This is a genomic window from Bacteroides sp. A1C1 (assembly GCF_004328515.1).
Lineage (GTDB): Bacteria > Bacteroidota > Bacteroidia > Bacteroidales > Bacteroidaceae > Bacteroides > Bacteroides uniformis.
On record NZ_CP036491.1, the window covers coordinates 2,772,936 to 2,793,493 of the forward strand.

Annotated in this window: 20 protein-coding genes, 1 tRNA gene and 1 riboswitch; of the genes, 9 read left to right on the plus strand and 12 right to left on the minus strand. The window is 47.5% G+C overall.

Annotated elements, in window-relative coordinates:
• Positions 1-3 precede the first annotated feature (3 nt).
• A complete protein-coding gene (gene radA / locus EYA81_RS11165) occupies positions 4-1,371 on the minus strand; it encodes a DNA repair protein RadA (protein WP_117966345.1) in 1,368 nt (455 codons plus the stop codon).
• 120 nt (positions 1,372-1,491) lie between these two features.
• Between radA and EYA81_RS11170 the strand changes: the two genes are divergently transcribed.
• The gene (locus EYA81_RS11170; RefSeq protein ID WP_117599240.1) at positions 1,492-2,034 is read left to right on the plus strand and encodes a carbonic anhydrase; all 543 of its coding nucleotides are present in this window, start codon (positions 1,492-1,494) and stop codon (positions 2,032-2,034) included.
• A gap of 10 nt (positions 2,035-2,044) precedes the next feature.
• Here EYA81_RS11170 and EYA81_RS11175 read toward each other — a convergent pair whose 3' ends face one another.
• Complete coding sequence (locus EYA81_RS11175; RefSeq protein ID WP_117966348.1) at positions 2,045-3,082, minus strand: asparaginase; 1,038 nt, start codon at positions 3,080-3,082, stop codon at positions 2,045-2,047.
• Positions 3,083-3,530: 448 nt separating this feature from the next.
• On the opposite strand from EYA81_RS11175, the gene thrA reads away from it, so the two are divergent.
• From thrA to thrC, 3 genes are read left to right on the plus strand one after another with little or no spacing between them, the layout of a single operon-like run.
• A complete protein-coding gene (thrA, locus tag EYA81_RS11185; RefSeq protein ID WP_117966350.1) occupies positions 3,531-5,963 on the plus strand; it encodes a bifunctional aspartate kinase/homoserine dehydrogenase I in 2,433 nt (810 codons plus the stop codon).
• Between the two features lie 21 nt (positions 5,964-5,984).
• Entirely contained in the window at positions 5,985-7,235 is a 1,251-nt protein-coding gene (locus EYA81_RS11190) for a cofactor-independent phosphoglycerate mutase (protein ID WP_117599243.1), read from the plus strand.
• Positions 7,236-7,241: 6 nt separating this feature from the next.
• Positions 7,242-8,543 (plus strand): threonine synthase, encoded by a 1,302-nt coding sequence (gene thrC, locus EYA81_RS11195; RefSeq protein ID WP_117599244.1) that lies wholly within the window; start codon positions 7,242-7,244, stop codon positions 8,541-8,543.
• 441 nt (positions 8,544-8,984) lie between these two features.
• Here the strand turns inward: thrC and EYA81_RS11200 are convergent, their stop codons facing one another.
• Positions 8,985-9,308, minus strand: coding sequence for a type II toxin-antitoxin system RelE/ParE family toxin (locus EYA81_RS11200; RefSeq protein ID WP_117966352.1), 324 nt, complete (start codon positions 9,306-9,308; stop codon positions 8,985-8,987).
• Positions 9,293-9,460: a hypothetical protein gene (locus EYA81_RS19230; RefSeq protein WP_016274202.1), complete on the minus strand. Its 168-nt coding sequence runs from the start codon at positions 9,458-9,460 to the stop codon at positions 9,293-9,295. Before EYA81_RS19230 ends, EYA81_RS11200 begins: the two co-directional genes overlap by 16 nt.
• 70 nt (positions 9,461-9,530) lie before the next feature.
• On the opposite strand from EYA81_RS19230, the gene EYA81_RS11205 reads away from it, so the two are divergent.
• A complete protein-coding gene (locus EYA81_RS11205) occupies positions 9,531-10,439 on the plus strand; it encodes a DMT family transporter (protein WP_117966355.1) in 909 nt (302 codons plus the stop codon).
• Here EYA81_RS11205 and EYA81_RS11210 read toward each other — a convergent pair.
• Genes EYA81_RS11210 through EYA81_RS11220 form a run of 3 tightly spaced genes read right to left on the minus strand, consistent with a single transcriptional unit; the run spans position 10,399 to position 14,046 of the window.
• Positions 10,399-11,076, minus strand: a complete 678-nt coding sequence (locus EYA81_RS11210; protein ID WP_117599246.1) for a thiamine diphosphokinase — start codon at positions 11,074-11,076, stop codon at positions 10,399-10,401. The two genes, EYA81_RS11205 and EYA81_RS11210, sit on opposite strands and share 41 nt — an antisense overlap.
• Before the next feature lie 7 nt (positions 11,077-11,083).
• Entirely contained in the window at positions 11,084-11,734 is a 651-nt protein-coding gene (gene pnuC / locus EYA81_RS11215; RefSeq protein ID WP_117599247.1) for a nicotinamide riboside transporter PnuC, read from the minus strand.
• Entirely contained in the window at positions 11,734-14,046 is a 2,313-nt protein-coding gene (locus tag EYA81_RS11220) for a TonB-dependent receptor (protein WP_117599248.1), read from the minus strand. The genes pnuC and EYA81_RS11220 overlap by 1 nt, the downstream gene beginning before the upstream one ends.
• 33 nt (positions 14,047-14,079) lie before the next feature.
• Positions 14,080-14,176, minus strand: a riboswitch (TPP riboswitch).
• Between the two features lie 104 nt (positions 14,177-14,280).
• Here EYA81_RS11220 and EYA81_RS11225 point away from each other — a divergent pair.
• Positions 14,281-15,150, plus strand: coding sequence for a mechanosensitive ion channel family protein (locus EYA81_RS11225; protein ID WP_034528887.1), 870 nt, complete (start codon positions 14,281-14,283; stop codon positions 15,148-15,150).
• 127 nt (positions 15,151-15,277) lie between these two features.
• Here the strand turns inward: EYA81_RS11225 and EYA81_RS11230 are convergent, their stop codons facing one another.
• On the minus strand, positions 15,278-15,520 hold the full coding sequence (locus tag EYA81_RS11230; protein ID WP_005828479.1) for a hypothetical protein: 243 nt from the start codon (positions 15,518-15,520) through the stop codon (positions 15,278-15,280).
• Positions 15,521-15,649: 129 nt separating this feature from the next.
• Between EYA81_RS11230 and EYA81_RS11235 the strand changes: the two genes are divergently transcribed.
• Complete coding sequence (locus EYA81_RS11235; protein ID WP_117589786.1) at positions 15,650-16,192, plus strand: hypothetical protein; 543 nt, start codon at positions 15,650-15,652, stop codon at positions 16,190-16,192.
• Positions 16,193-16,240: 48 nt separating this feature from the next.
• Here the strand turns inward: EYA81_RS11235 and EYA81_RS11240 are convergent, their stop codons facing one another.
• Positions 16,241-16,648 (minus strand): pyridoxamine 5'-phosphate oxidase family protein, encoded by a 408-nt coding sequence (locus EYA81_RS11240; RefSeq protein WP_005835009.1) that lies wholly within the window; start codon positions 16,646-16,648, stop codon positions 16,241-16,243.
• A gap of 76 nt (positions 16,649-16,724) precedes the next feature.
• The gene (locus tag EYA81_RS11245; protein ID WP_117599249.1) at positions 16,725-17,540 is read right to left on the minus strand and encodes a helix-turn-helix transcriptional regulator; all 816 of its coding nucleotides are present in this window, start codon (positions 17,538-17,540) and stop codon (positions 16,725-16,727) included.
• 127 nt (positions 17,541-17,667) lie between these two features.
• On the opposite strand from EYA81_RS11245, the gene EYA81_RS11250 reads away from it, so the two are divergent.
• On the plus strand, positions 17,668-18,117 hold the full coding sequence (locus EYA81_RS11250; RefSeq protein ID WP_117966358.1) for a hypothetical protein: 450 nt from the start codon (positions 17,668-17,670) through the stop codon (positions 18,115-18,117).
• Positions 18,118-18,351: 234 nt separating this feature from the next.
• Positions 18,352-18,561 (plus strand): winged helix-turn-helix domain-containing protein, encoded by a 210-nt coding sequence (locus EYA81_RS11255; RefSeq protein ID WP_005835016.1) that lies wholly within the window; start codon positions 18,352-18,354, stop codon positions 18,559-18,561.
• A gap of 705 nt (positions 18,562-19,266) precedes the next feature.
• On the opposite strand, the gene EYA81_RS11265 is transcribed toward EYA81_RS11255, so the two are convergent.
• Both EYA81_RS11265 and EYA81_RS11270 read right to left on the minus strand, forming a co-directional pair.
• A tRNA-Lys gene (locus tag EYA81_RS11265) sits at positions 19,267-19,342 on the minus strand.
• A 94-nt stretch (positions 19,343-19,436) separates the two neighbouring features.
• Positions 19,437-20,552, minus strand: a complete 1,116-nt coding sequence (locus tag EYA81_RS11270) for an AI-2E family transporter (protein WP_008665790.1) — start codon at positions 20,550-20,552, stop codon at positions 19,437-19,439.
• Positions 20,553-20,558 lie beyond the last annotated feature (6 nt).

Here is a 20,558-nt window from a genome sequence, read left to right on the forward strand (position 1 = left end):
TGATTATCCGAATAAGGCACGGAATGCTTCTTCCACCTTCCGTACCGGTATCAATTCCATTTTAATCTTCTTCGTGTTCAGTCCTTGCATATTATACTTGGGAAGTATGAATCGCTTGAATCCAAGTTTCTCTGCTTCTCCGATACGTTGCTCTATGCGGTTCACTGGGCGGATTTCACCTGACAGACCTATTTCTCCCGCCATGCACACCTCCGGCTCTATGGCCGTGTCCATGTTGCTGGAGAGGATAGAACTGATGACGGCAAGGTCTATTGCCGGGTCGTTCACTTTCAATCCGCCGGCAATGTTGAGAAAGACGTCTTTCTGTGCCAGCTTGAAGCCTACACGTTTTTCCAATACGGCCAGCAGCATATTCATGCGGCGGATGTCGAACCCTGTGGCAGAGCGTTGCGGGTTACCATATACGGCACTGCTGACCAATGCCTGCATTTCGATGAGGAACGGTCTGATGCCTTCTATCGCGGAGGCGATGGCTATGCCGCTCATACCTTCATGGTCCTGGTTCAGCAGCAGTTCGGATGGGTTGCTCACCTGGCGCAATCCATCTTGCCGCATTTCGTAAATCCCCAGTTCGGCAGTACTTCCGAAACGGTTCTTGATGCTGCGCAGGATACGGTACATGTAGTGTTGGTCGCCCTCGAACTGGAGTACGGTATCCACGATATGTTCCAGTACCTTGGGGCCGGCTATGCTTCCTTCCTTATTGATATGCCCGATGAGGATGACCGCCGTATGCGTTTCCTTGGCAAAGCGCAGGATGGAGGCGGAACATTCCCGTACCTGGGCGATGCTCCCAGGCGACGATTCAAGGGTTTCGGTAGAAATTGTCTGTATGGAGTCGATGATGACTATATCCGGGCGAATATTTTTGATGTGGACGTAAATCTGTTCCAGGGAAGTTTCGCACACGATGAGGCAGTCACTGGAGGTGCTTGTCAAGCGGTCGGCACGCAGTTTCAATTGGCGGGTGCTTTCTTCGCCGGATACATAGAGAATACGTTTTTCCGGTATGCGGAGTACGGTCTGTAGCACCAGGGTGGATTTCCCAATACCCGGTTCGCCGCCAATCAAAACAAGAGAACCTTGTACAAGACCACCACCCAGTACCCGGTTCAGCTCGGCATCATGGAGGTCGATGCGCGGTTCGTCATCGGCTACAATCTCATGGAGGGTTACGGGTTTGGCTTTGGCGGTTTCTATGCCCGATACGGGACGCTTGTTCACCACTTCTTTCCGTACCACCTCTTCCACATACGTGTTCCACATTCCGCACGACGGACACTTGCCTACCCATTTGGGAGAGTCTTGTCCGCAGTTGCTGCATACATAAACCGTCTTTTCTTTAGCCATAGTTGCGCATTCCTTCTAAAATGATTGCCCAAAGGTACAATTTTTCAATGCAGGGCTTGCAGACTCCCATAGAGTTTTTTTATTTTTGTGAGTAGAAAACAATAACATGTTATAAAAGCCATGATAGAAGATATTCTTGCATACAACAAGCGTTTTGTTGCCGAGAAGGGATATGAGAAATACATCACGAATAAATACCCGGATAAGAAGATTGCCATCCTCTCTTGTATGGATACCCGTTTGACCGCTTTACTGCCGGCGGCCTTAGGTATCAAGAACGGTGATGTGAAGATGATAAAAAATGCGGGTGGAATCATTTCACATCCGTTCGGTAGCGTCATCCGTAGTCTGATGGTGGCCATCTATGAGTTGGGAGTGACGGAAGTTATGGTTATTGCCCACTCCGATTGTGGTGCGTGCCATATGAGCAGTGCCCAGATGATAGAGCATATGAAGACCCGGGGTATCAAGCAGGAGACGATTGATATGATTCGTTTCTGCGGAGTGGATTTCGAGTCCTGGCTGTATGGGTTCGAAGATACGGAGAAATCGGTAAAAGGTACGGTGGAAGCCATTGTCAACCATCCGCTGATACCGGATGATGTCAATGTCAGCGGTTTCATAATAGATTCTGTGACGGGAGAACTGACCCCGGTGCAGTGATAGTTGTGCTTCACACGGTAATTTCCCCTGCCAGCGGTCGTCCCATCAGTTCGCGTATTTCGGCAGGTGGATAATCGTGCCCCAGAAGGAACATCAGCTTGGTTACGGCAGATTCCGTTGTGCTGTCATATCCGCAGACAACTCCTGCCTGCATCAGGTGGTAACCGGTTTCATAGCGCTCCATTTCAACGGTGCCGGCACTGCATTGGGTGACGTTGACAATGATGATGCCTTGTTCGCAGGCATCATGCAGGCGGCGTAGAAACCATTCCTTTCGGGGAGCGTTGCCGGAACCGTAGGTTTCGAGGACTACGGCCTTCAGTCCTTTAGTGGCAAGTATGGCTGCCACGACATTTTCCTGAATACCTGGAAAAAGCTTCAGTATGGCGATGTTGGTATCGAGCAGATAATGAGGCTCCAGTTCGCGGGGAGTGCCGTGTGTATGAATCTGTACATTATTATATTTAATATGTATACCGGCAGAAGCGAGTACCGGATAATTGAAGGAGCGGAAAGCATTGAAGTTTTCCGCGTTCATTTTGGTGGTACGGTTGCCGCGCATCAGGTGATTTTCGAAGAAGATGCAGACTTCGGGTACGATGGGCTGTCCGTTGGAGTGGCGGTCGGTGGCTATTTCGATGCTGGTCAGCAGGTTTTCCTTGCCGTCTGTGCGGAGCACGCCAATGGGCAGTTGCGAGCCGGTTAGGATGACGGGCTTGTTCAGCCCTTCAAGCATGAAGCTGAGTGCGGAAGCTGTGTAGGCCATGGTATCTGTGCCATGCAGAATGACGAAGCCAGTGTATTGGTCGTAGTTGTCGCTGATGATGCGTACCAGTTTGCGCCAGGCATCGGGGTCCATGTCCGAGGAATCCATGGGCGGGTCGAATTGATAAGTGTCGATACGGAACGCAAATCTCTGAAGCTCGGGAACATGTTTCTGCAACTGCTCGAAGTTGAAGCTTTCCAGGGCGCCGGTTTCTGCATTCTCTATCATTCCGATAGTTCCACCGGTGTATATTAGCAAAACGGAAGTGTTTTCTGGGTTCATGCGCACTTTTCTTTCATGTTTTCCATGCAAATATAATGATATATCTTGATAATGATAGCAAAATGTTAGAAAAGAATAAACGGATATACAGAAAAAAGGTATGGAAAGTGTGAAAGTGTAAGCCGTAAGTTGTGCATATTTCTTGCCTTTTTAAAGGCTTTCTGTATTTTTATCGCAAAAAAGTCGCAAAAAGTGATAGATTGAATGTTTTTATTGTTACTTTTGCAACACTTATCATAAATGATAGAAACAAGAGACAATGAACAAGTACTATCAGCATACAGTCACATCCATGTGGACCATGACCCTTAGGGGTTAGGGATAGTATTTTGTGTTTCTACGTGTTACACCATTTTCAAGCAGTTTTTCTATTTAATTAAAGTCAATGCAAGCCGTATCAGCTTGTTTCCGACACATTGTATCAACCATCTCAACAATATAAAGAGAAATGAAAGTAATGAAATTCGGCGGAACGTCCGTAGGTTCCGTGAACAGTATTTTGAGCGTCAAGAGAATTGTAGAAGCAGTCGATGAACCGGTTATCGTGGTAGTGTCCGCATTGGGTGGTATCACGGACAAGTTGATTAACACCTCCAGAATGGCGGCAGCCGGTGATGCTTCTTACGAGAATGAGTTCCGGGAGATTGTCTACCGTCATGTGGAAATGATTAAGGAAGTGATTCCGGCAGGCGAGGCGCAGGTTGCCTTGCAGCGCCAGATTGGCGAACTGCTTAATGAGCTGAAAGATATTTTTCAGGGTATTTATCTGATAAAGGACCTTTCGCAGAAGACGTCCGATACGATTGTGAGCTATGGCGAACGGCTTTCATCTATCATCGTGGCACAACTGACGGGAGCTGAATGGTTTGATTCGCGTAAGTTTATCAAGACGGAGAAGAAACATTCCAAGCATGTGCTGGATACGGAGCTGACAAATTCGTTGGTGCGCGAAACATTCAGCAGCCTGCCCAAACGCGTATTGGTTCCGGGGTTTATCTCCACAGACAAAATGACGGGAGAGGTAACGAACCTGGGTAGAGGTGGTTCCGACTATACAGCGGCAATCATTGCTGCCGCACTGGATGCCGACAGTCTGGAAATCTGGACGGATGTAGACGGGTTCATGACAGCTGACCCGCGTGTGATTTCCAGGGCATACACTATCAATGAATTGAGCTATGTGGAAGCTACGGAGCTTTGTAACTTCGGTGCGAAAGTGGTCTATCCTCCGACAATCTATCCGGTTTGCCACAAGAATATCCCCATTCTGGTGAAGAATACCTTCAATCCGGAGGGTGTGGGAACTGTCATCAAGCGAGAGGTTTCCGACCCGCAAAGCAAGGCCATCAAGGGTATTTCATCCATCAATGATACGAGCCTGATTACAGTGCAAGGCCTTGGTATGGTAGGTGTTATCGGTGTGAACTACCGTATCTTCAAGGCGCTGGCAAAGAATGGCATCAGTGTGTTCCTTGTGTCCCAGGCTTCTTCGGAGAATTCAACGTCTATCGGTGTGCGCAATGCGGATGCTAACCTGGCTTGCGAGGTGCTGAACGAGGAGTTTGCCAAAGAAATAGAGATGGGAGAAATTTCTCCTATTCAGGCAGAAAAGAACCTGGCTACCGTGGCCATCGTAGGCGAGAACATGAAGCATACGCCGGGTATTGCCGGAAAGCTGTTCGGTACGTTGGGGCGTAACGGTATCAATGTGATTGCTTGTGCGCAGGGTGCTTCGGAAACCAACATCTCGTTTGTAGTGGACAGCAAATCATTGCGCAAATCGCTGAATGTCATCCATGATTCTTTTTTCTTGTCGGAATATCAGGTACTGAATCTCTTTATCTGTGGCATAGGAACCGTAGGCGGTAGCCTGATAGAGCAAATCCACAGCCAGCGCCAGAAGCTGATGCAGGAGAACGGCCTGCAATTGAATGTAGTGGGCATTGCCGATGCAAACAAAGCCATGTTCAGCCGCGAAGGTTTCGATTTGGGACGTTTCCGTGAAGAACTGCAGGAGAAGGGAAAGGACAGCTCTCTGGAAACGCTGCGTAATGAGATTATCGGTATGAACATCTTTAACTCTGTCTTTGTGGACTGTACGGCAAGTGCAGGCGTGGCTTCCCTTTACAAGGACTTGCTGCTGCACAATGTTTCGGTAGTGGCTGCCAACAAGATTGCCGCTTCTTCTGAATACGAGAACTATCGTGAACTGAAACAGATTGCCCGCCAACGCGGTGTGAAGTACTTGTTTGAAACAAATGTAGGTGCCGGACTCCCCATCATCAATACCATTAACGACCTTATTCATAGCGGTGATAAGATATTGAAGATTGAAGCCGTGCTGAGCGGTACGTTGAACTATATTTTCAATAAAATCAGTGCCGACATTCCTTTCAGCAAGACCATTAAGATGGCACAGGAGGAACGTTACTCCGAACCCGATCCGCGTATCGACCTCAGCGGAAAGGATGTTATCCGCAAACTGGTGATTCTGGCACGCGAGGCCGGTTACTGTTTGGAACAGAGCGATGTTGAGAAGAACCTCTTTGTGCCCGATGACTTCTTTGAAGGCTCCCTGGATGACTTCTGGAAGAAAGTGCCGAGCCTCGATGCCGATTTCGAGGCCCGTCGCAAGGTGTTGGAAGCCGAGAACAAGCATTGGCGTTTCGTAGCCAAGCTGGAAAACGGCAAAGCATCTGTCGGCTTGCAGGAAGTCGGCGCTAACCATCCGTTTTACGGTCTGGAAGGCAGCAATAACATCATCCTGCTGACCACGGCACGTTATAAGGAATATCCGATGATGATACAAGGATACGGAGCCGGTGCGGGTGTAACGGCTGCGGGGGTATTTGCGGATATTATGAGCATTGCAAACGTTTAATCCAAATCGTAATATAAAAAGATGAAACACATCATTATATTGGGTGATGGTATGGCCGACTGGCCCGTGAAGGCTCTGGGAGGCAAAACCTTGCTGCAGGCGGCTGCAACTCCCTATATGGACAAGCTGGCACGCATGGGACGTGTGGGAAGGCTGGTGACGGTGGCCGAGGGATTTCATCCCGGCAGTGAGGTGGCGAATATGTCCGTTCTGGGCTATAACCTGCCGAAGGTGTACGAAGGCCGCGGTCCGTTGGAGGCGGCGAGCATCGGTGTGGACTTGCAGCCAGGTGAGATGGCGATGCGCTGCAATATTATCTGCATCGAGGGAGACAATATCAAGAATCATTCTGCCGGGCACATCACTACAGAGGAAGCGGATGTGTTGGTGAAATACCTTCAAGAGCATCTGGGCGACGACCGCGTGCGTTTCCATACGGGCGTGCAATACCGCCATCTGCTGGTAATAAAAGGAGGGGACAAGCGCATTGACTGTACGCCGCCCCACGATGTCCCTTTGAGGCCTTTCCGTCCGTTGATGGTGAAGCCGATGGAGGGGACGGAGAATATTTCGGTCCCCGAAGGCGGTGCAGAGCTTACTCCGAAGCAGACTGCCGATTTGATTAACGATTTGATTATCCGTTCGCAAGTGTTGCTGGAAAACCATCCGGTCAACATGAAGCGGAAGTCCGAGGGTAAGGACCCTGCCAATAGCATCTGGCCGTGGAGTCCCGGTTATCGTCCGCAGATGGAGCGCCTTTCAGACAAGTTTCCGCAGGTGAGGCGCGGCGCCGTGATTTCTGCCGTGGATTTGATTAACGGTATCGGCTACTATGCGGGGCTGCGGCGTATCACCGTAGAAGGTGCGACGGGGCTTTATGATACCAACTATGAGAATAAGGTGGCTGCCGCCCTCGATGCATTGCGGACGGATGATTTTGTCTACCTGCATATCGAAGCCAGTGATGAGGCCGGTCATGAAGGAAACGTCCCCTTGAAGATTATGACGATTGAGAATCTGGACAGCCGTGCTGTAGGTCCTATCTACGAGGCTGTGAAGGATTGGGAGGAACCCGTTGCCATCTCCGTATTGCCTGACCATCCCACTCCCTGCGAGCTCCGTACGCATACGGCCGAACCTGTTCCATTCCTCATCTGGCATCCGGGTATCGAGGCTGACGAAGTACGGACATTTGATGAAGTGGCAGCCTGTGAAGGCAGTTACGGACTGATGAAAGAAGACGAGTTTATCAATGAATTCTTTAATTTTTAATTTAATATGAAATATTATAGCACCAACAAACAAGCTTCCGAAGTCACTCTTGAAGAGGCCGTGGTAAAGGGGCTTGCCGCAGACAAGGGGCTTTTCATGCCCTTTACAATCAAAACTCTGCCACAAGAGTTTTACGATAGCATCGATACACTCAGCTTTCAGGAGATAGCCTATCGCGTGGCAGATGCTTTCTTTGGTGAGGATGTTCCTGCCGATACGCTGAAACAGATTGTTTATGACACACTCAGTTTCGATGTCCCTCTGGTCCGGGTGACGGAGAATATTTATTCGCTTGAGCTGTTCCATGGTCCGACACTTGCCTTTAAGGATGTAGGCGGTCGCTTCATGGCGCGTTTGCTGGGGTACTTTATCAAGAAAGAGGGCAAGAAGCAAGTCAATGTGCTTGTGGCTACTTCCGGTGATACGGGGAGTGCCGTTGCCAATGGTTTCCTCGGTGTGGAAGGCATACACGTCTATGTGCTCTACCCGAAGGGAAAAGTCAGTGAAATCCAGGAGAAACAGTTCACTACCTTAGGGCAGAATATCACGGCCATTGAGGTTGACGGTACGTTCGACGATTGCCAGGCTCTGGTTAAATCCGCTTTTATGGACGGGGAACTAAACGAGCACCTGCAACTGACCAGCGCCAATTCCATCAACGTGGCGCGTTTCTTGCCGCAGGCATTCTATTACTTTTATGCCTATGCTCAACTGAAGCGTGCCGGTAAGGGAGACAATGCCGTCATTTGTGTACCCAGTGGTAACTTCGGCAATATCACTGCCGGCCTTTTCGGCAAGCGTATGGGACTACCCGTGGAACGCTTTATCGCTTCCAACAACCGCAATGATATCTTCTTCCAATATTTGCAGACGGGCATTTATACACCGCGTCCCAGTATCGCTACCATTGCTAACGCGATGGATGTGGGCGACCCGAGCAACTTTGCTCGCATACTCGACCTTTACGGAGGCAGCCATGCCGCCATCTCTGCCGAAATCAGCGGTGCCACTTATACCGATGAGCAGATTGCCGAAACTATGCGGGAAGTGTGGAAGAAGGACCATTACCTGCTCGACCCGCACGGAGCCTGCGGCTTCCGCGCTTTGGTCGAAGGACTGAAACTCGGTGAAACGGGCGTGTTCCTTGAAACGGCTCATCCGGCGAAGTTCAAGGATACAGTCGAGAAGATTATCGGTGAAGCCGTAGAAATACCAGCCAAGCTTCAGGCCTTTATGCGCGGTGAGAAGAAGAGCCTGCCGATGTCGAAGGATTTCGCGGACTTCAAGCAATATCTGATGCATGTATAAAGAATGGGACGTCAGTAAAGAAAAACACCGGATTGCTTGACATTGCCTTTCGGATGTTGTATCTTTGTAACTGCAATCTTAGTTCAGATTCAATTTTAAATTAGCATAAAAGGAGAGGCGTCGCTTCTCCTTTTTTGTTGTGTTCTTCCGTCACTTCATTTGCTAAACCTTAGGGTTTACTCTCCTGAACCAGTGCTTTACAGATTTAATCCTCCACTTCAGCAAGCGGAATAGCGGGCATTTGCTTGGAAAATCCCAGTGGTTTTGACGAAAAGCTCGGATGTTTCGGATGATATGTTCAGCGCCGACAGATGGTGTGTCGAGGATAAACAGATGATATGTTCGGGACGGATACATGGTTTGTTCCGGCTATATGAACGGACGATAATGCGTCTGTTCCGTTAATCTTCCATAAATCTGCTCTTGACAAGATTGGCTGCTTTATTCTGTATCGGGTTCTTCCCGGATGAGGTCTATCATGCTGCCCAACTTATGATGGTTGTTCCATAGCACAAGCACTTCTATCTTCCGGAGACTGTGCCGGTAAAGAAGCGTATAGTCGGGATGCGGGATGATGTACCGTATGTTCTCTGCTTCGGTGGGCTGTCCGATAAACGGATTCAGCGTGATGCGGTACAATGCATTTTGGAATAAGGAGTACAGAACCCCGCCACACCGTTTGTTGCCATCTCTTTCTTGCGAGGAAATCAGCAGGCCCTTCAGCGCCTCTTTGGCGAGGGGCGACCATATTATTTGTTTAGCCATGCCTTCACCTCCTTACTGATTGTGACGTCCTCTTGTCCTTCTCCCTCATCCAGTTGCCGGCAGGCTTTCTTAAGGTCATGGCGTAGCCGGGTGGAGAATGCGAGGACTTGCTTTGTTTGCTGAGACGATTGTTCTTCTTTAACTTTTGCCATAGTGTTATCTCCTTTTTCTCCTAAAACATTTCAAAGTAATGAATTGTTTGAGGGGAAAAATACGAAGCTGATGAAAGATAAGAAACTGGAAGCCAATCTCAGTATGGTTGCATCGCGCGTCATGGCGGGGTTGAATATGAATGGATTGAAATTTCTGCTCCCTTTGTGGCTGGGTGCATTGACGGGTGTCACGGTGCGTTGTGTCTTTGCTGCCGTGGCATTTTGGATAACAGGCTGGTTTGTAAAGGAGGCACCGGCCACAAGGCGGCAGCGGATAGGGCTGTTCTGCCTGGGGGCTTTCGGACTCTACGGGTTCATGTTCTGCTATCTGCTGGGCATCAGTAAGACGACTCCGGTTTCCAGTGCCATCTTCAACTCCATGCAGCCCATTTGGGTCTTTCTGATATCTGTCTTTTTCCTGCACGAAAAGGCTACGCTGATGAAGATAATCGGCATAGCGCTGGGTTTTGGCGGTGCGTTGCTGTGCATCCTTACGCAAGGCAGTGATGACCTGGCGCACGATGCGTTTACGGGCAACATGCTCTGCATGGTGAGCTCGCTGGTCTTTGCCGTTTACCTGATTGTGAGCAAGAAACTGCTGGAAGAGGTCGGGGTAGTGACGATGATGAAGTACATCTTTGGCGGTGCGGCAGTAACGGGATTGATTGTGTCGTCCATTATAGGCTGGGATGCACCCTTGCTTACGGATGCCTTGCATGGGAAGTGGCACTGGGTGCCGTGGGCGGTGTTGGCGTTTGTGCTGGTTTTCCCTACTTACCTCAGTTACTTTCTGGTTCCGGTGGGCTTGAAGTATCTCAAGACGACGGTTGTATCCATGTACAGCTATCTGATATTGGTGGTGACTACCGTTGTTTCCCTCACCTTGGGGCAAGACCGTTTCAGTTGGACGCAAGCCGCTGCCATTGCCATGATTTGTATCAGCGTGTACTTTGTTGAAGTGGCGGAAGCGAAGAAGTAGTGACGAATACCAGGTATTCCCCTTCCGCCTCGATGGTGAATTCCGTACCGGTGCATTCGTTGAGTGTGCCTTGCCACCAGTTGGTGAAGTCGCTGAGAGGATAGACCAGTCCTTTGCCATGCAGACCGTGTGCAGTGAAATTGATGATGGATACTTGCTGTCCGGGATGGCTTGGGAAGGTGCGGGTACCCCGGCAGGGGATGAAGATGCCGTAATCGGTATAGGTACGTACATCGGCTCCGGCACGGAGATAGTCGATGAGCAGGCTGATATTTCCCAGTGTATGGTCTTCACGTTTGCCCGTGGCACCGATGATGGCGATGCGGCGTTTGCCTTGCGCCAGCAGGAAGTTGACGGCTTTGGTCTGGTCGTTGGTTTCCTGGTCGCTGATACGGTGCAGGATATGTCCGAACTTCCGGCGGTTTTCATCACTGAGGGAGTCGCCGTCGCCGATGATTATGTCGGGAGTATGACCCCGGCGGATGTATTCGTTCGCTCCGCCGTCGCAGCAAACCACGTATGGCGCTTCCGCCAATATCTTCAAAGGCAGGGGACCGGCAGGATATTCCCCATTCGCTAAAACTACGGCATCAATAGTTGATAATTGCTCGTTGCTCGTTGATAGTTCGTTTTTCATATCTTTCTTAATCCCTAATCTCTAATCCTTCGTCTTTGCTCATCATCTTTCTCCATTTGAAGTAGCCAAAGATAGCTATAATTGTATAAAGGGCATATAGTCCGGCTGTAAAATCAAGTCCTTTGTAGATGTACAGTCCGGCGCTGACGGCATCTACCGCAATCCATGCCCACCATTGTTCTACATATTTCCGTGCCAGCATCCACATGCCGACGATGCTCAGTGCGGTGGTGAAGGAGTCCAGCCAGGGCACATTGCTGTCCGTGAAGTTTATCAATATCCAGGCAATGCCGAGGAAGGCGGCGGTGAATACGGCAGTAAGCGGCAGCAAGTAGCGCGTCGGCATATAGGTAATGGAAAGCTCCTGCTTTTGTTCTTCTGTTCTGTTGTTCTCTCCCCTTTGTGGGGCATCTTTCCGTTTCAAGATAGTACGTCGTAGTACAGCTCTGTACTTCCACATCATCCAGCCGTAGATGGCAGCACCCAGATAATAGATGTTGATGCCGAAATCTGCATACAACCCCGCATCATAGTAGACAAAAATATAGACGGCAGGCATAATGATGCCCGCTATCCAAAGATAAATGCTTGCCCGGTACTCCAACCAGAGGTAGAGGATCCCGGTCACAGTGCCTGTAATCTCAAGAATATGTTCCATCAGAAATTGATTGCTATATGTCCCAATACATTCGTTCCCGCCTGGGCAGCGTAGCCGGCATAGTTGTAACGGACTTTTCCTCCGTTATCGTCGAGATAGTATCCGCTGCCTGCGTATCCGTTATTCTCGTATTCTTCATTGAACAGATTATAGATGGTGCACCCTATGGTTACCGACTTTACTTTAGGCAACTTGAAGGTATAGGACAGATTCAGGTTGCTTACGAAATAAGCATCCAGCGTGCACTCCTCTTGCTTGGCGTTACTCATGTATTGCTTGCTGATATATTGTGACTGTAACGAGGCTTCGAATCCTTTGAACGTATAGCCGAAGCGGTTGTTCAGTATGAAGTCGGGAGAGAATGCGATGGGGGTATCTCCGTGTTCGATGACCCATGCTTCCGACCCTGCCTCTTCGTTTTCAAAAAGTGTCTCGGTAAAGTTCTGCACACGGTTCTTGCTGAGTGTGGCATTGATGTCCCATTGCAAGCCGCAGTCCAGTTTGATGCCAGCCATCAGTTCAATACCCGTACGGTAGCTGTCGGGCACGTTGCTGGCCATGGCTTCGCCTATCTCGTTCAGCTCTCCCGTCAGTACCAGCTGGTCTTTATAGTCCATATAGTAGAAGTTGGCACCCGCATGGAGCCATGAGTTGGCGAAGGTATATCCCAGTTCGTAGTCGAACAAGCGCTCAGCCTTGGGATGTTCGGTGAAGTAGCCGTCGGTGTAGTTGTTGCGCGTAGGCTCTTTATGGGCTACGCTGAACGAACCGTATAGGCGGTGGTTGCGGTCGATTTGCCAGGACAGTCCGGCTTTCGGGTTGAAGAAGTCGAAGTCTTCGTCGATGTCCAGCTTCTGCATTCCCGGAGTGGTGGCAGTCCAGTTGTACTTGTCGTTCAGTCCGTTTATCTTGTAGTCGATGTGGCGGTATTGCAGGTCGAGGTAGGCGCTGAGGCCGCTTACCAGTTCATAATTGGCTTTCAGATAAATATTGCCGTCATTCTTTGTGGCGTTGTTGCGGTAGTAGTCGTGGTCGGGGTTCAGTTCGCCGATATAGTTCTTTACCCAAAGCACTTTTCCAAAGTGGTCGCCGTCATAGCGATTCAGTGCACCGCCTAGCGAGGCATGCAGACGGTCGGCTTTGTAGCTTACGGAGAAGATTCCACCGCCAAACCAGTTGTCCATTGCCTTCTTGCGGATAAGGTCGCTTACTTCTACCTTGCCGCCATTGTATTCGAAAGGCGACATGCCGTACTCTGTCAACGAGCGTTCGCCTTTATATTCCTGGTAGTACCCGTCGCCTTTGGTGTAATGCAGGCCGATATTCAGATTCCATTGCGAGGTGAAATTGTGGTTGAACAGCAACTGGTAATTCTTCTGCGTATAGTTGTCGGTCTGGTCGTCATAGAAATGCAGTGCACCTCCTTCGTCCGTGAGGTAATGCTTCTCGCCGTTGTCGTCTTTATAATATTCTTTGCTGTATACATGGCCGTCCCGGTCGGTGGCGTACATGAATCCGCAGGAATTGTAACGCCGTCCGTAACGTTCCATCTCCTCCTTGCTGGCATAGTTCCATGCGTGGTAAGTGCGCTCTTTGCCGGCAAAGGTTATCAGTTTGACGGAGGTATTGTCATTGTAGTATCCTCCTTGCAGATAATAGGAGTTCAGTCCCACAGATGCCCGGTCTATATACCCGTCCGTACTGATGTTGGAGAGCCGCGCATCGAACGACCAATGATTGTTGATGAGTCCCGTTCCCACTTTCACCGTCTCCTTGTGCGTATGGAAGGAGCCGTAGGAACCGTTGAATTCTGCATAGGGTTTCATGGAGAAATCACCCGTCTGCATGTTGATGCTGGCACCGAAAGCTCCTGCACCGTTCGTTGAGGTACCAGCTCCGCGTTGCACCTGCATGTCCTTGACGGAGGAGGCGAAGTCCGGCAGGTTGACCCAGAATACCGTGTGACTCTCCGCGTCGTTGATGGGAATACCGTTGGCGGTGACGTTGATGCGTGTGCCGTCTGTTCCGCGGACTCTCAGCGTGGTGTAACCCACCCCGGCACCGGCATCGCTGGTAGTAATGGCGGAGGGTGTCATACTCAACAGATACGGCAGGTCTTGTCCGAAATTCTGTTTTTTCAGTTGTTCTTTGCCTATATTGGTGAATGCCACCGGTGTGCTGTTTGTGGCACGTGTGGAGATGACTTCCACTTCCTGCAGGTTTATCACCCGCAGGCTGTCTTGTTCTTGTGCCTGCGCACAGACACCCAGTGCTGCCGTCAGGAGGCAGACCGCCATTGCATGTCTCTTCATTTGCAATTGTTTCGTTTAGATGAATACAGAAAAGGGGAACTTTTCTTCTTTTCCCTCCGCCGGCATTACCCGGATCAGGTTAATGGGTATGATCTCAGCCCGTCGTATTAGGGCACCCCTTAGTTGAAATCGGGGCAAAGGTAGGAGTTTTCGTCGAAAGTGGCAAGTTAAGTGAACGAAACTCAGAGTTATTTGTTAATTTTGTAGCATTAATTTTAAAAAAAGAATATAGTTATGTTATCATCTTTATTCATGGCAGCCTTTGCTGCCCAAGTTGCTGACGATGGTTTCAGCAAACTGCAGATATTCCTTCAGCAATTGATAGATTGGGGCGTAAGTGCCGGTGGACGTATTATTGGAGCTGTCATCATCTTTGTGGTAGGACGGTTCTTGATTTCCTTTCTTAGGAAAATGCTGGCGAGGTTATTGGCAAAAAGACATGTGGATGCCAGTATCCAGAGCTTTGTGAAAAGTTTAGTCAATATCTTGCTGACCATTCTGCTGATTATTGCCGTTATCGGCAAATTGGGAGTGGAAACTACTTCTTTTGCAGCTTTGTTGGCATCTGCCGGTGTGGCTATCGGTATGGCACTTTCCGGAAACTTGCAGAACTTTGCGGGTGGATTGATTGTACTGTTGTTCCGTCCTTTCAAGGTAGGCGACTGGATTGAAAGCCAGGGAGTGTCCGGAACGGTACGTGAGATTCAAATCTTCCATACGATTCTGACCACAGCCGACAATAAGGTAATCTATATACCTAACGGTGCGTTGAGCAGTGGTACAGTGACTAATTACAGCCGTGAGGATACGCGTCGTGTAGATTGGGTGATCGGTGTAGAATATGGTGAGAACTATGACAAGGTAGAGAGCACCGTGCGTCGTATCATCTCCGAAGACAGCCGTATCTTGAATACTCCCGAGCCGTTTGTGGCTCTTCATGCCCTGGATGCCAGCAGTGTGAATGTGGTGATTCGTGTTTGGGTGAAGAGCGGAGACTACTGGGGCGTTTATTTTGATATGAACAAGAAGATTTACTCCGTATTCAACGAGGAAGGTATCGACTTCCCATTCCCGCAGTTGACGGTGCATCAGGCGAAAGACTGAGTGGGCTACAAGTTTCAATTTATTAGCTATCAGCCACTATAAGTTACGGGCTACAAGTTGTCCTGCATTATCATACTGCAGGACAACTTGTAGCCCGTAACTTAATAGTAGTCGGTAACTCCGTAGTTTATTTATAACTTAATTCTGCCTCTATTTCTTCGCAGACATCTTGTTCCAGGTTGAGCAGCTGATTGATTTCTTTTCGTTTTTCCAAATCCGTGAAATAGCTCTCCACTACTGCATAGATGTTGAAGCCGGTTGTGGAACCCGCAGCCAAATCCAATGACTCAACCATTTTCTCTACTGCTTGATGAATGCGTTTCTTACTGATAAAATGCAGTTCATTACTATGAATTAAGCTCTTTTCCATGATATTTTCTGTTTTAGTTATTGTAGTTATAACATTCTATCAAGCAAGTTAGTTCATGTAGATTGAACAGACTTGACAGTCGACCGAACGATATTTCTTTTTATATTTGCCAAAAATATAAGCGCGGCAATGAAAGAACTGTTTATAAAAATACTCCGTTTTCTGATGTTTGTACTGGTCGTAGCTTTGGGCTGCATCGGATATAACATCTATGAAGATACGTTGGCTGCTGTGTGGATACCCGTAGGGGTAGGACTTGTGGTGGCAGTCGTTACACTTCCTCTATATAAAAAATGGATATGGCTGACAACGATGGAGCAAAAGGCAGTGAATATATTGTGTCATGTGGTGTGCGTGGGTGTCATCAGTTGTTCGCTTTTTCTGGTAGGAAATTATCAGATGGCGGCTCCTGCTTCGACAAAGGAGGTGACGGTCACCGTACTTGAGAAGCTGATAAAAGAACATGAAAAGAGACGTAAAGTAGGCAAGCATCGTTATGTGTCGGACGGAGTACGTAAGGAGTATTACTTAAAGGTGGCTTTCGAGGATGGAGCGATAGAGACCTTGCATGTTTCCACAGCCACATACAACAAAGCACGAAAAGACAAACCGAAAGTCTTGACTTTGCAGAAAGGAGCTTTCGGATTGCCGGTGATAACGAAGGGGTTATAGTTCTAATTTCCCCATGCAAGACATCAGATGAGGAACAGAATGCTCTTCTTAAAGATTTCTGCGTACAAAATGTCCGTCAATCCAAATGGTGGCATGGTGCCCTTTGAATTTCAGTAATACATAATTGGGATCTGTCGGGCCTTTGCTGAAGTGTGCGCTGAACCACTCTTGCCACATTTCCTGCTTGGTGGCTTCGTCTTCTATAATCTCCACTTCACCGGTGAGCACTACGCTGTTTCCTTTTTCCTGAAAGCACAAACCTGCTTTCGGATTGGCTGCAAACTCCTTTGTTTTAAGACTGTCTTTGCCGGTTGCCAACCATACGGTGGTGGCCCCTTCCGACTTGATGTTGCTCATTGGAACGGGGCGGGGATATCCCTCTTGGTTGATGGAAGTGATGACGACGGTTTCGCATCTTGCCAAGATTTCTGCTGCTTTCTCGATTAATGTTGCCATATTGGATGTTTTTATTGATTTGATTGCTGCAAATATAGGCATGGTAATAGGAAGAGCTATTGTAAAAAATCGACTTTTATGTTTTCACATAACTCAAAGTCCCTTCTTCCAATGGAGCGGAAGTGAGAAGCTGGCTTGGCGTGTTGCCGGACATCTTCTTGATTTCTTTTGAGAGATGGGAGACATCATAATATCCTGCTTTGATGGCAACGGACAGCAGATTGTCGAAAGAGGTACTCCGCAACAAGTCTACAACATGTTTGAACTTCATAATCCGACTGTACTCTTTGGGTGTAAGTCCGGTGTGCTGCTTGAATTTCCGTTCGAAATGGCGTTGGCATAGGCAAGTCTCCTCCGCTAACCGGAGGAGTGACAAGTCACCCTTGCATCGGTTGATTTGTTGTATGGCGAACAGCATGCTCCGTTCTGCTTTTGGACTGTATCGGCATAAGGCTTGAAACAGGAAGTTTTCAATAAAGACCAGGTGCTCTTGAATGGTTCCCAGTTCGCCCAGTCTCTCTGCAAAAGAGTGGGTAAAGAGGCTTGTAAGCTCATCGGCGTTTAACCGTAAGTTGGTGAGCTCCTGCAAAGGGAGGTCCATGAAGCGAAGTATTCCGCAAGGCAGAAAGCGGATTCCCAGCATATGGACTGTTACCGTATGGGTCACTAATTCGGAATATTTGGTCATGGCTCCAATGAAGTAGGTATGGTAGGGCTGCATAACGAGGCTGTCGTGTACGGCCTTAGGGGCTTCACCCAACGTGAATATAAAGTCTGTGCATCCGTCCGGCAGGATGTTGATATGCATGCCGTATCCGGGTTGTCCTTTAAACTCCCAATATTTGTCAATATAGGGGGAGAGCAGGGGGCTGGGATGATATTCTTTGTACATAGGTTGTAAAGATAGGAATAAACTTCGAAGATAGGGAAATCCCTATGTATAAATAGAGAGAATCACGGAAAAGGAGGTTTTTATCATACTACATTTGCTGTATGGATAAATACTAAAACTTTCTATTATGAAAAAGATGTCAGTTGTTTTAGGCTTGTTACTCGCTGTCTTGGTGACGGGCTGTGGCATTTATGAGAGCTACGGGTTTGATTATAAGCAGTTGAGCAGCATTGAACGTGGTATGAGCTTTAAAGAGGTGTGTACCATTTTAGGAGAGCCTGCATTTAGAGATTTGAATAAGGAGGGAGAGGCTTGGACATTCCGTGCTTATACTCCTGCGGGGTGGTCGGCTGTCAAGGTGTGGTTCAAAGACGGAAAAGTGGACGAAATGAAGAGCTATCTGGATGATACTTATCCGGTTACCACTTCGCGGGACAAGAGTTTCATGGACGAGAAAAAAGAATCTTCCGACAAGAGTAGCGAAACAAAGGTAATAGTTTCGCCGGAAGGGAAACATTACATCAAAATGGGCTCGGTAGTAGTCACTCCCGAAGGCAAGCATATAATAGTACCTTGATTATACCAGCATAATCGTTTCCGGATATAGTATAATGTGAATATACCTTTCTATAAAGTGCTGATATTTATAAAGTTCTATATTTTTTGCAGATTTTAGGTATATGTAGTTCAAAGAATGTTATCTGAAATGAAAAGAATGGGCAATGTTTGTCATTGCTCTGTCTTTATCTTATATTTGAGTAGATAATATAGGATATCATTTTAAGAAAGGAACTAATAATAAGATAATAATATGAAGAATATTGAGAAGGCGACCAATAATATGAAAATGGTATATTCCATTCTGTGCAATCTTAAGAAGTGTACAATCTTTGAATTACAGAAACTGACGAAGTTCAGGGATGTGGATTTGTGTTTGGCCTTGGGGTATCTGCTGCAGAATAACCAGATTTATCAGAAGCGTATTGATAACATGGTTTACTATGGAGTCGTCGCAAAATGAAAAGATATACAATAGGTTTACCACACATTTTGCTTACATGCTTGCATGGCGCTTTCTAATTGTTTGTTATACCGCGTTTTACGGTATGTAAGCAGACGCTATGCAAGTATGTAGGCAAACTTTGCTTGCATGCTGTTTTTTCTTGTGCAAATGGCTGGTCTTCTTTCCGCAAAGAACGGCTCTTTCTTCTACTAAAAGCTTATTAATGACTATTGTGCACGGTTGTGATGCAGTTTCTTCACTATTGTGGTACGGCTTCTTCATGCTTGTGGAGAAGCAGTACCACAATAGTGCGCATATCTAACTGTCATTTACTCAGTGGACTAAAAACCTATATTTGAGTGATGAAAAACTGATAAATAGTCTTTCATTGGCTGTGTATGTACCTTCAAAAGAGTGATATGGCAGTGGATAATGTTCATGTCTTACAGTTTTTCAGTGAAAGAAATCATGAATATTGGGATACTTGAAAAATAAGTTTCTCTTTTGCACGCGAATTAGAAAACCAAAAGAGTTTTGTAATCCTCATCGGAGGGGCGTAAAAATACCGGATAAGATGACTGGGTAAAACCAATCATTTTCATTGTGCTTCTGTTTTGTGTTCTGAAGTATCGGTATGATTATAAACTTTCCAACCAACTCATTACGTAGCAGATGCCTTTAAAAGAAAAAAGCAATTATCTATTTCAGATAACTGCTTTTCTTTGGTGAACCGCTTGGGGCTCGAACCCAAGACCCCAACATTAAAAGTGTTGTGCTCTACCTGCTGAGCTAGCGATTCAGACCTTATTGCTGTTAAGCGGGTGCAAAGATAGATACTTTTGTTTAAAAAACAAATGGATTAAGGGAAAAAGTTTTGATAACGACTTCTGCTTTTACTCTTCTTGTTGATTATCAGTCTGTTCAAACTTGTGAATTTTTTCTCTGTTTATGATGAAACGTTGATAGTAGGAGAGCATAAGGGTGGTAAGCGGAAGTGCTATAATCATACCCAGCATACCCATCAATGAGCCCCAAATTGATAAAGACAGTAGGATGATGGCAGGGTTCAGGCCCGTAATTTTCCCCATGACACGCGGTACGATGAATCCGTCTTGAATGGCTTGTACTATGATGAATACCGCAAGGGCCGATGCAATGATAATCCAGAAGTTTCCTCCCGTATCCGCTGCTTTCAGTATGGCCAGCACGATGGTAGGTATAAAGCCAATAATCTGTAAATAGGGCACTAGGTTTAAAGCACCGATGAACAAGCCGAGCCCAATGGCCAGTGGGAAATCAATAATCAGAAAGCCTATACTGAACAGAATACCGACACACAATGCCACGAATGCTTGTCCGCGGAAGTATCTGTTCATGCCGTCTTTCACATCGTTCATTACATTGATTACGAAGGGCCGGTATTTCTGTGGTACCAGGTGGGGCCACCCTTCGGAAATGCTTTCATAGTCCAGCAATATGAAGATTATATAGAGAAGAATGAGAAAGAAAGTGAAGAAACTGAACAGTAGATTGACGGATTCTGACAGCAAGGACCAGAGCCGGGGAACGGTTTCCTTGATGGCGTTCAGCATATTCTCTTCCTTGAACAATTGGGTGACAAACTGGGTGTCTATGTTCTCACGAAGGAATTCAGAGAGTGTTTTGGGCACATTGCCGTCGTGGGTTCCGTTGGAAAAGTAGTCTATTACCAAATCTTTCACCCTGACGAATTCGTCCATCATGGGAGGCACAAGCAGATAAAATGCGGTTCCTCCTACAATCAGAATACTGAATAAGGCGCAGAAGATGGATATGACCCGGTTCTTGAGCCTTAATCTGTACTGGAAAAAGGTGACCAGGGGGTATATCAGATAGGCAATGAGCCATGCGATGAAGAATGGCAGCAATACGCCGCTTAGACGCTTGAAGAGCATAAGGATGCCGATAATAATGACACCGAGTATGACACCGCGGATAAAACTGTCGAATGTAATCTTTTTGCGTTCCATAATGCT

Coding starts and splice junctions, on each gene's coding strand:
- EYA81_RS11240 (WP_005835009.1), bottom strand. CDS start 16,648: ATGGCAACATTAATCGAGAAAGCAGCAGAAATCTTGGCAAGATGCGAA.
- pnuC (WP_117599247.1), bottom strand. CDS start 11,734: ATGGAACATATTCTTGAGATTACAGGCACTGTGACCGGGATCCTCTAC.
- EYA81_RS11205 (WP_117966355.1), top strand. CDS start 9,531: ATGAAAGATAAGAAACTGGAAGCCAATCTCAGTATGGTTGCATCGCGC.
- EYA81_RS11210 (WP_117599246.1), bottom strand. CDS start 11,076: ATGAAAAACGAACTATCAACGAGCAACGAGCAATTATCAACTATTGAT.
- EYA81_RS11245 (WP_117599249.1), bottom strand. CDS start 17,540: ATGTACAAAGAATATCATCCCAGCCCCCTGCTCTCCCCCTATATTGAC.
- EYA81_RS11270 (WP_008665790.1), bottom strand. CDS start 20,552: ATGGAACGCAAAAAGATTACATTCGACAGTTTTATCCGCGGTGTCATA.
- EYA81_RS11250 (WP_117966358.1), top strand. CDS start 17,668: ATGAAAAAGATGTCAGTTGTTTTAGGCTTGTTACTCGCTGTCTTGGTG.
- EYA81_RS11225 (WP_034528887.1), top strand. CDS start 14,281: ATGTTATCATCTTTATTCATGGCAGCCTTTGCTGCCCAAGTTGCTGAC.
- thrA (WP_117966350.1), top strand. CDS start 3,531: ATGAAAGTAATGAAATTCGGCGGAACGTCCGTAGGTTCCGTGAACAGT.
- EYA81_RS11255 (WP_005835016.1), top strand. CDS start 18,352: ATGAAGAATATTGAGAAGGCGACCAATAATATGAAAATGGTATATTCC.
- EYA81_RS11200 (WP_117966352.1), bottom strand. CDS start 9,308: ATGGCTAAACAAATAATATGGTCGCCCCTCGCCAAAGAGGCGCTGAAG.
- EYA81_RS11235 (WP_117589786.1), top strand. CDS start 15,650: ATGAAAGAACTGTTTATAAAAATACTCCGTTTTCTGATGTTTGTACTG.
- EYA81_RS11170 (WP_117599240.1), top strand. CDS start 1,492: ATGATAGAAGATATTCTTGCATACAACAAGCGTTTTGTTGCCGAGAAG.
- EYA81_RS11220 (WP_117599248.1), bottom strand. CDS start 14,046: ATGAAGAGACATGCAATGGCGGTCTGCCTCCTGACGGCAGCACTGGGT.
- EYA81_RS11190 (WP_117599243.1), top strand. CDS start 5,985: ATGAAACACATCATTATATTGGGTGATGGTATGGCCGACTGGCCCGTG.
- EYA81_RS11175 (WP_117966348.1), bottom strand. CDS start 3,082: ATGAACCCAGAAAACACTTCCGTTTTGCTAATATACACCGGTGGAACT.
- EYA81_RS19230 (WP_016274202.1), bottom strand. CDS start 9,460: ATGGCAAAAGTTAAAGAAGAACAATCGTCTCAGCAAACAAAGCAAGTC.
- thrC (WP_117599244.1), top strand. CDS start 7,242: ATGAAATATTATAGCACCAACAAACAAGCTTCCGAAGTCACTCTTGAA.
- radA (WP_117966345.1), bottom strand. CDS start 1,371: ATGGCTAAAGAAAAGACGGTTTATGTATGCAGCAACTGCGGACAAGAC.
- EYA81_RS11230 (WP_005828479.1), bottom strand. CDS start 15,520: ATGGAAAAGAGCTTAATTCATAGTAATGAACTGCATTTTATCAGTAAG.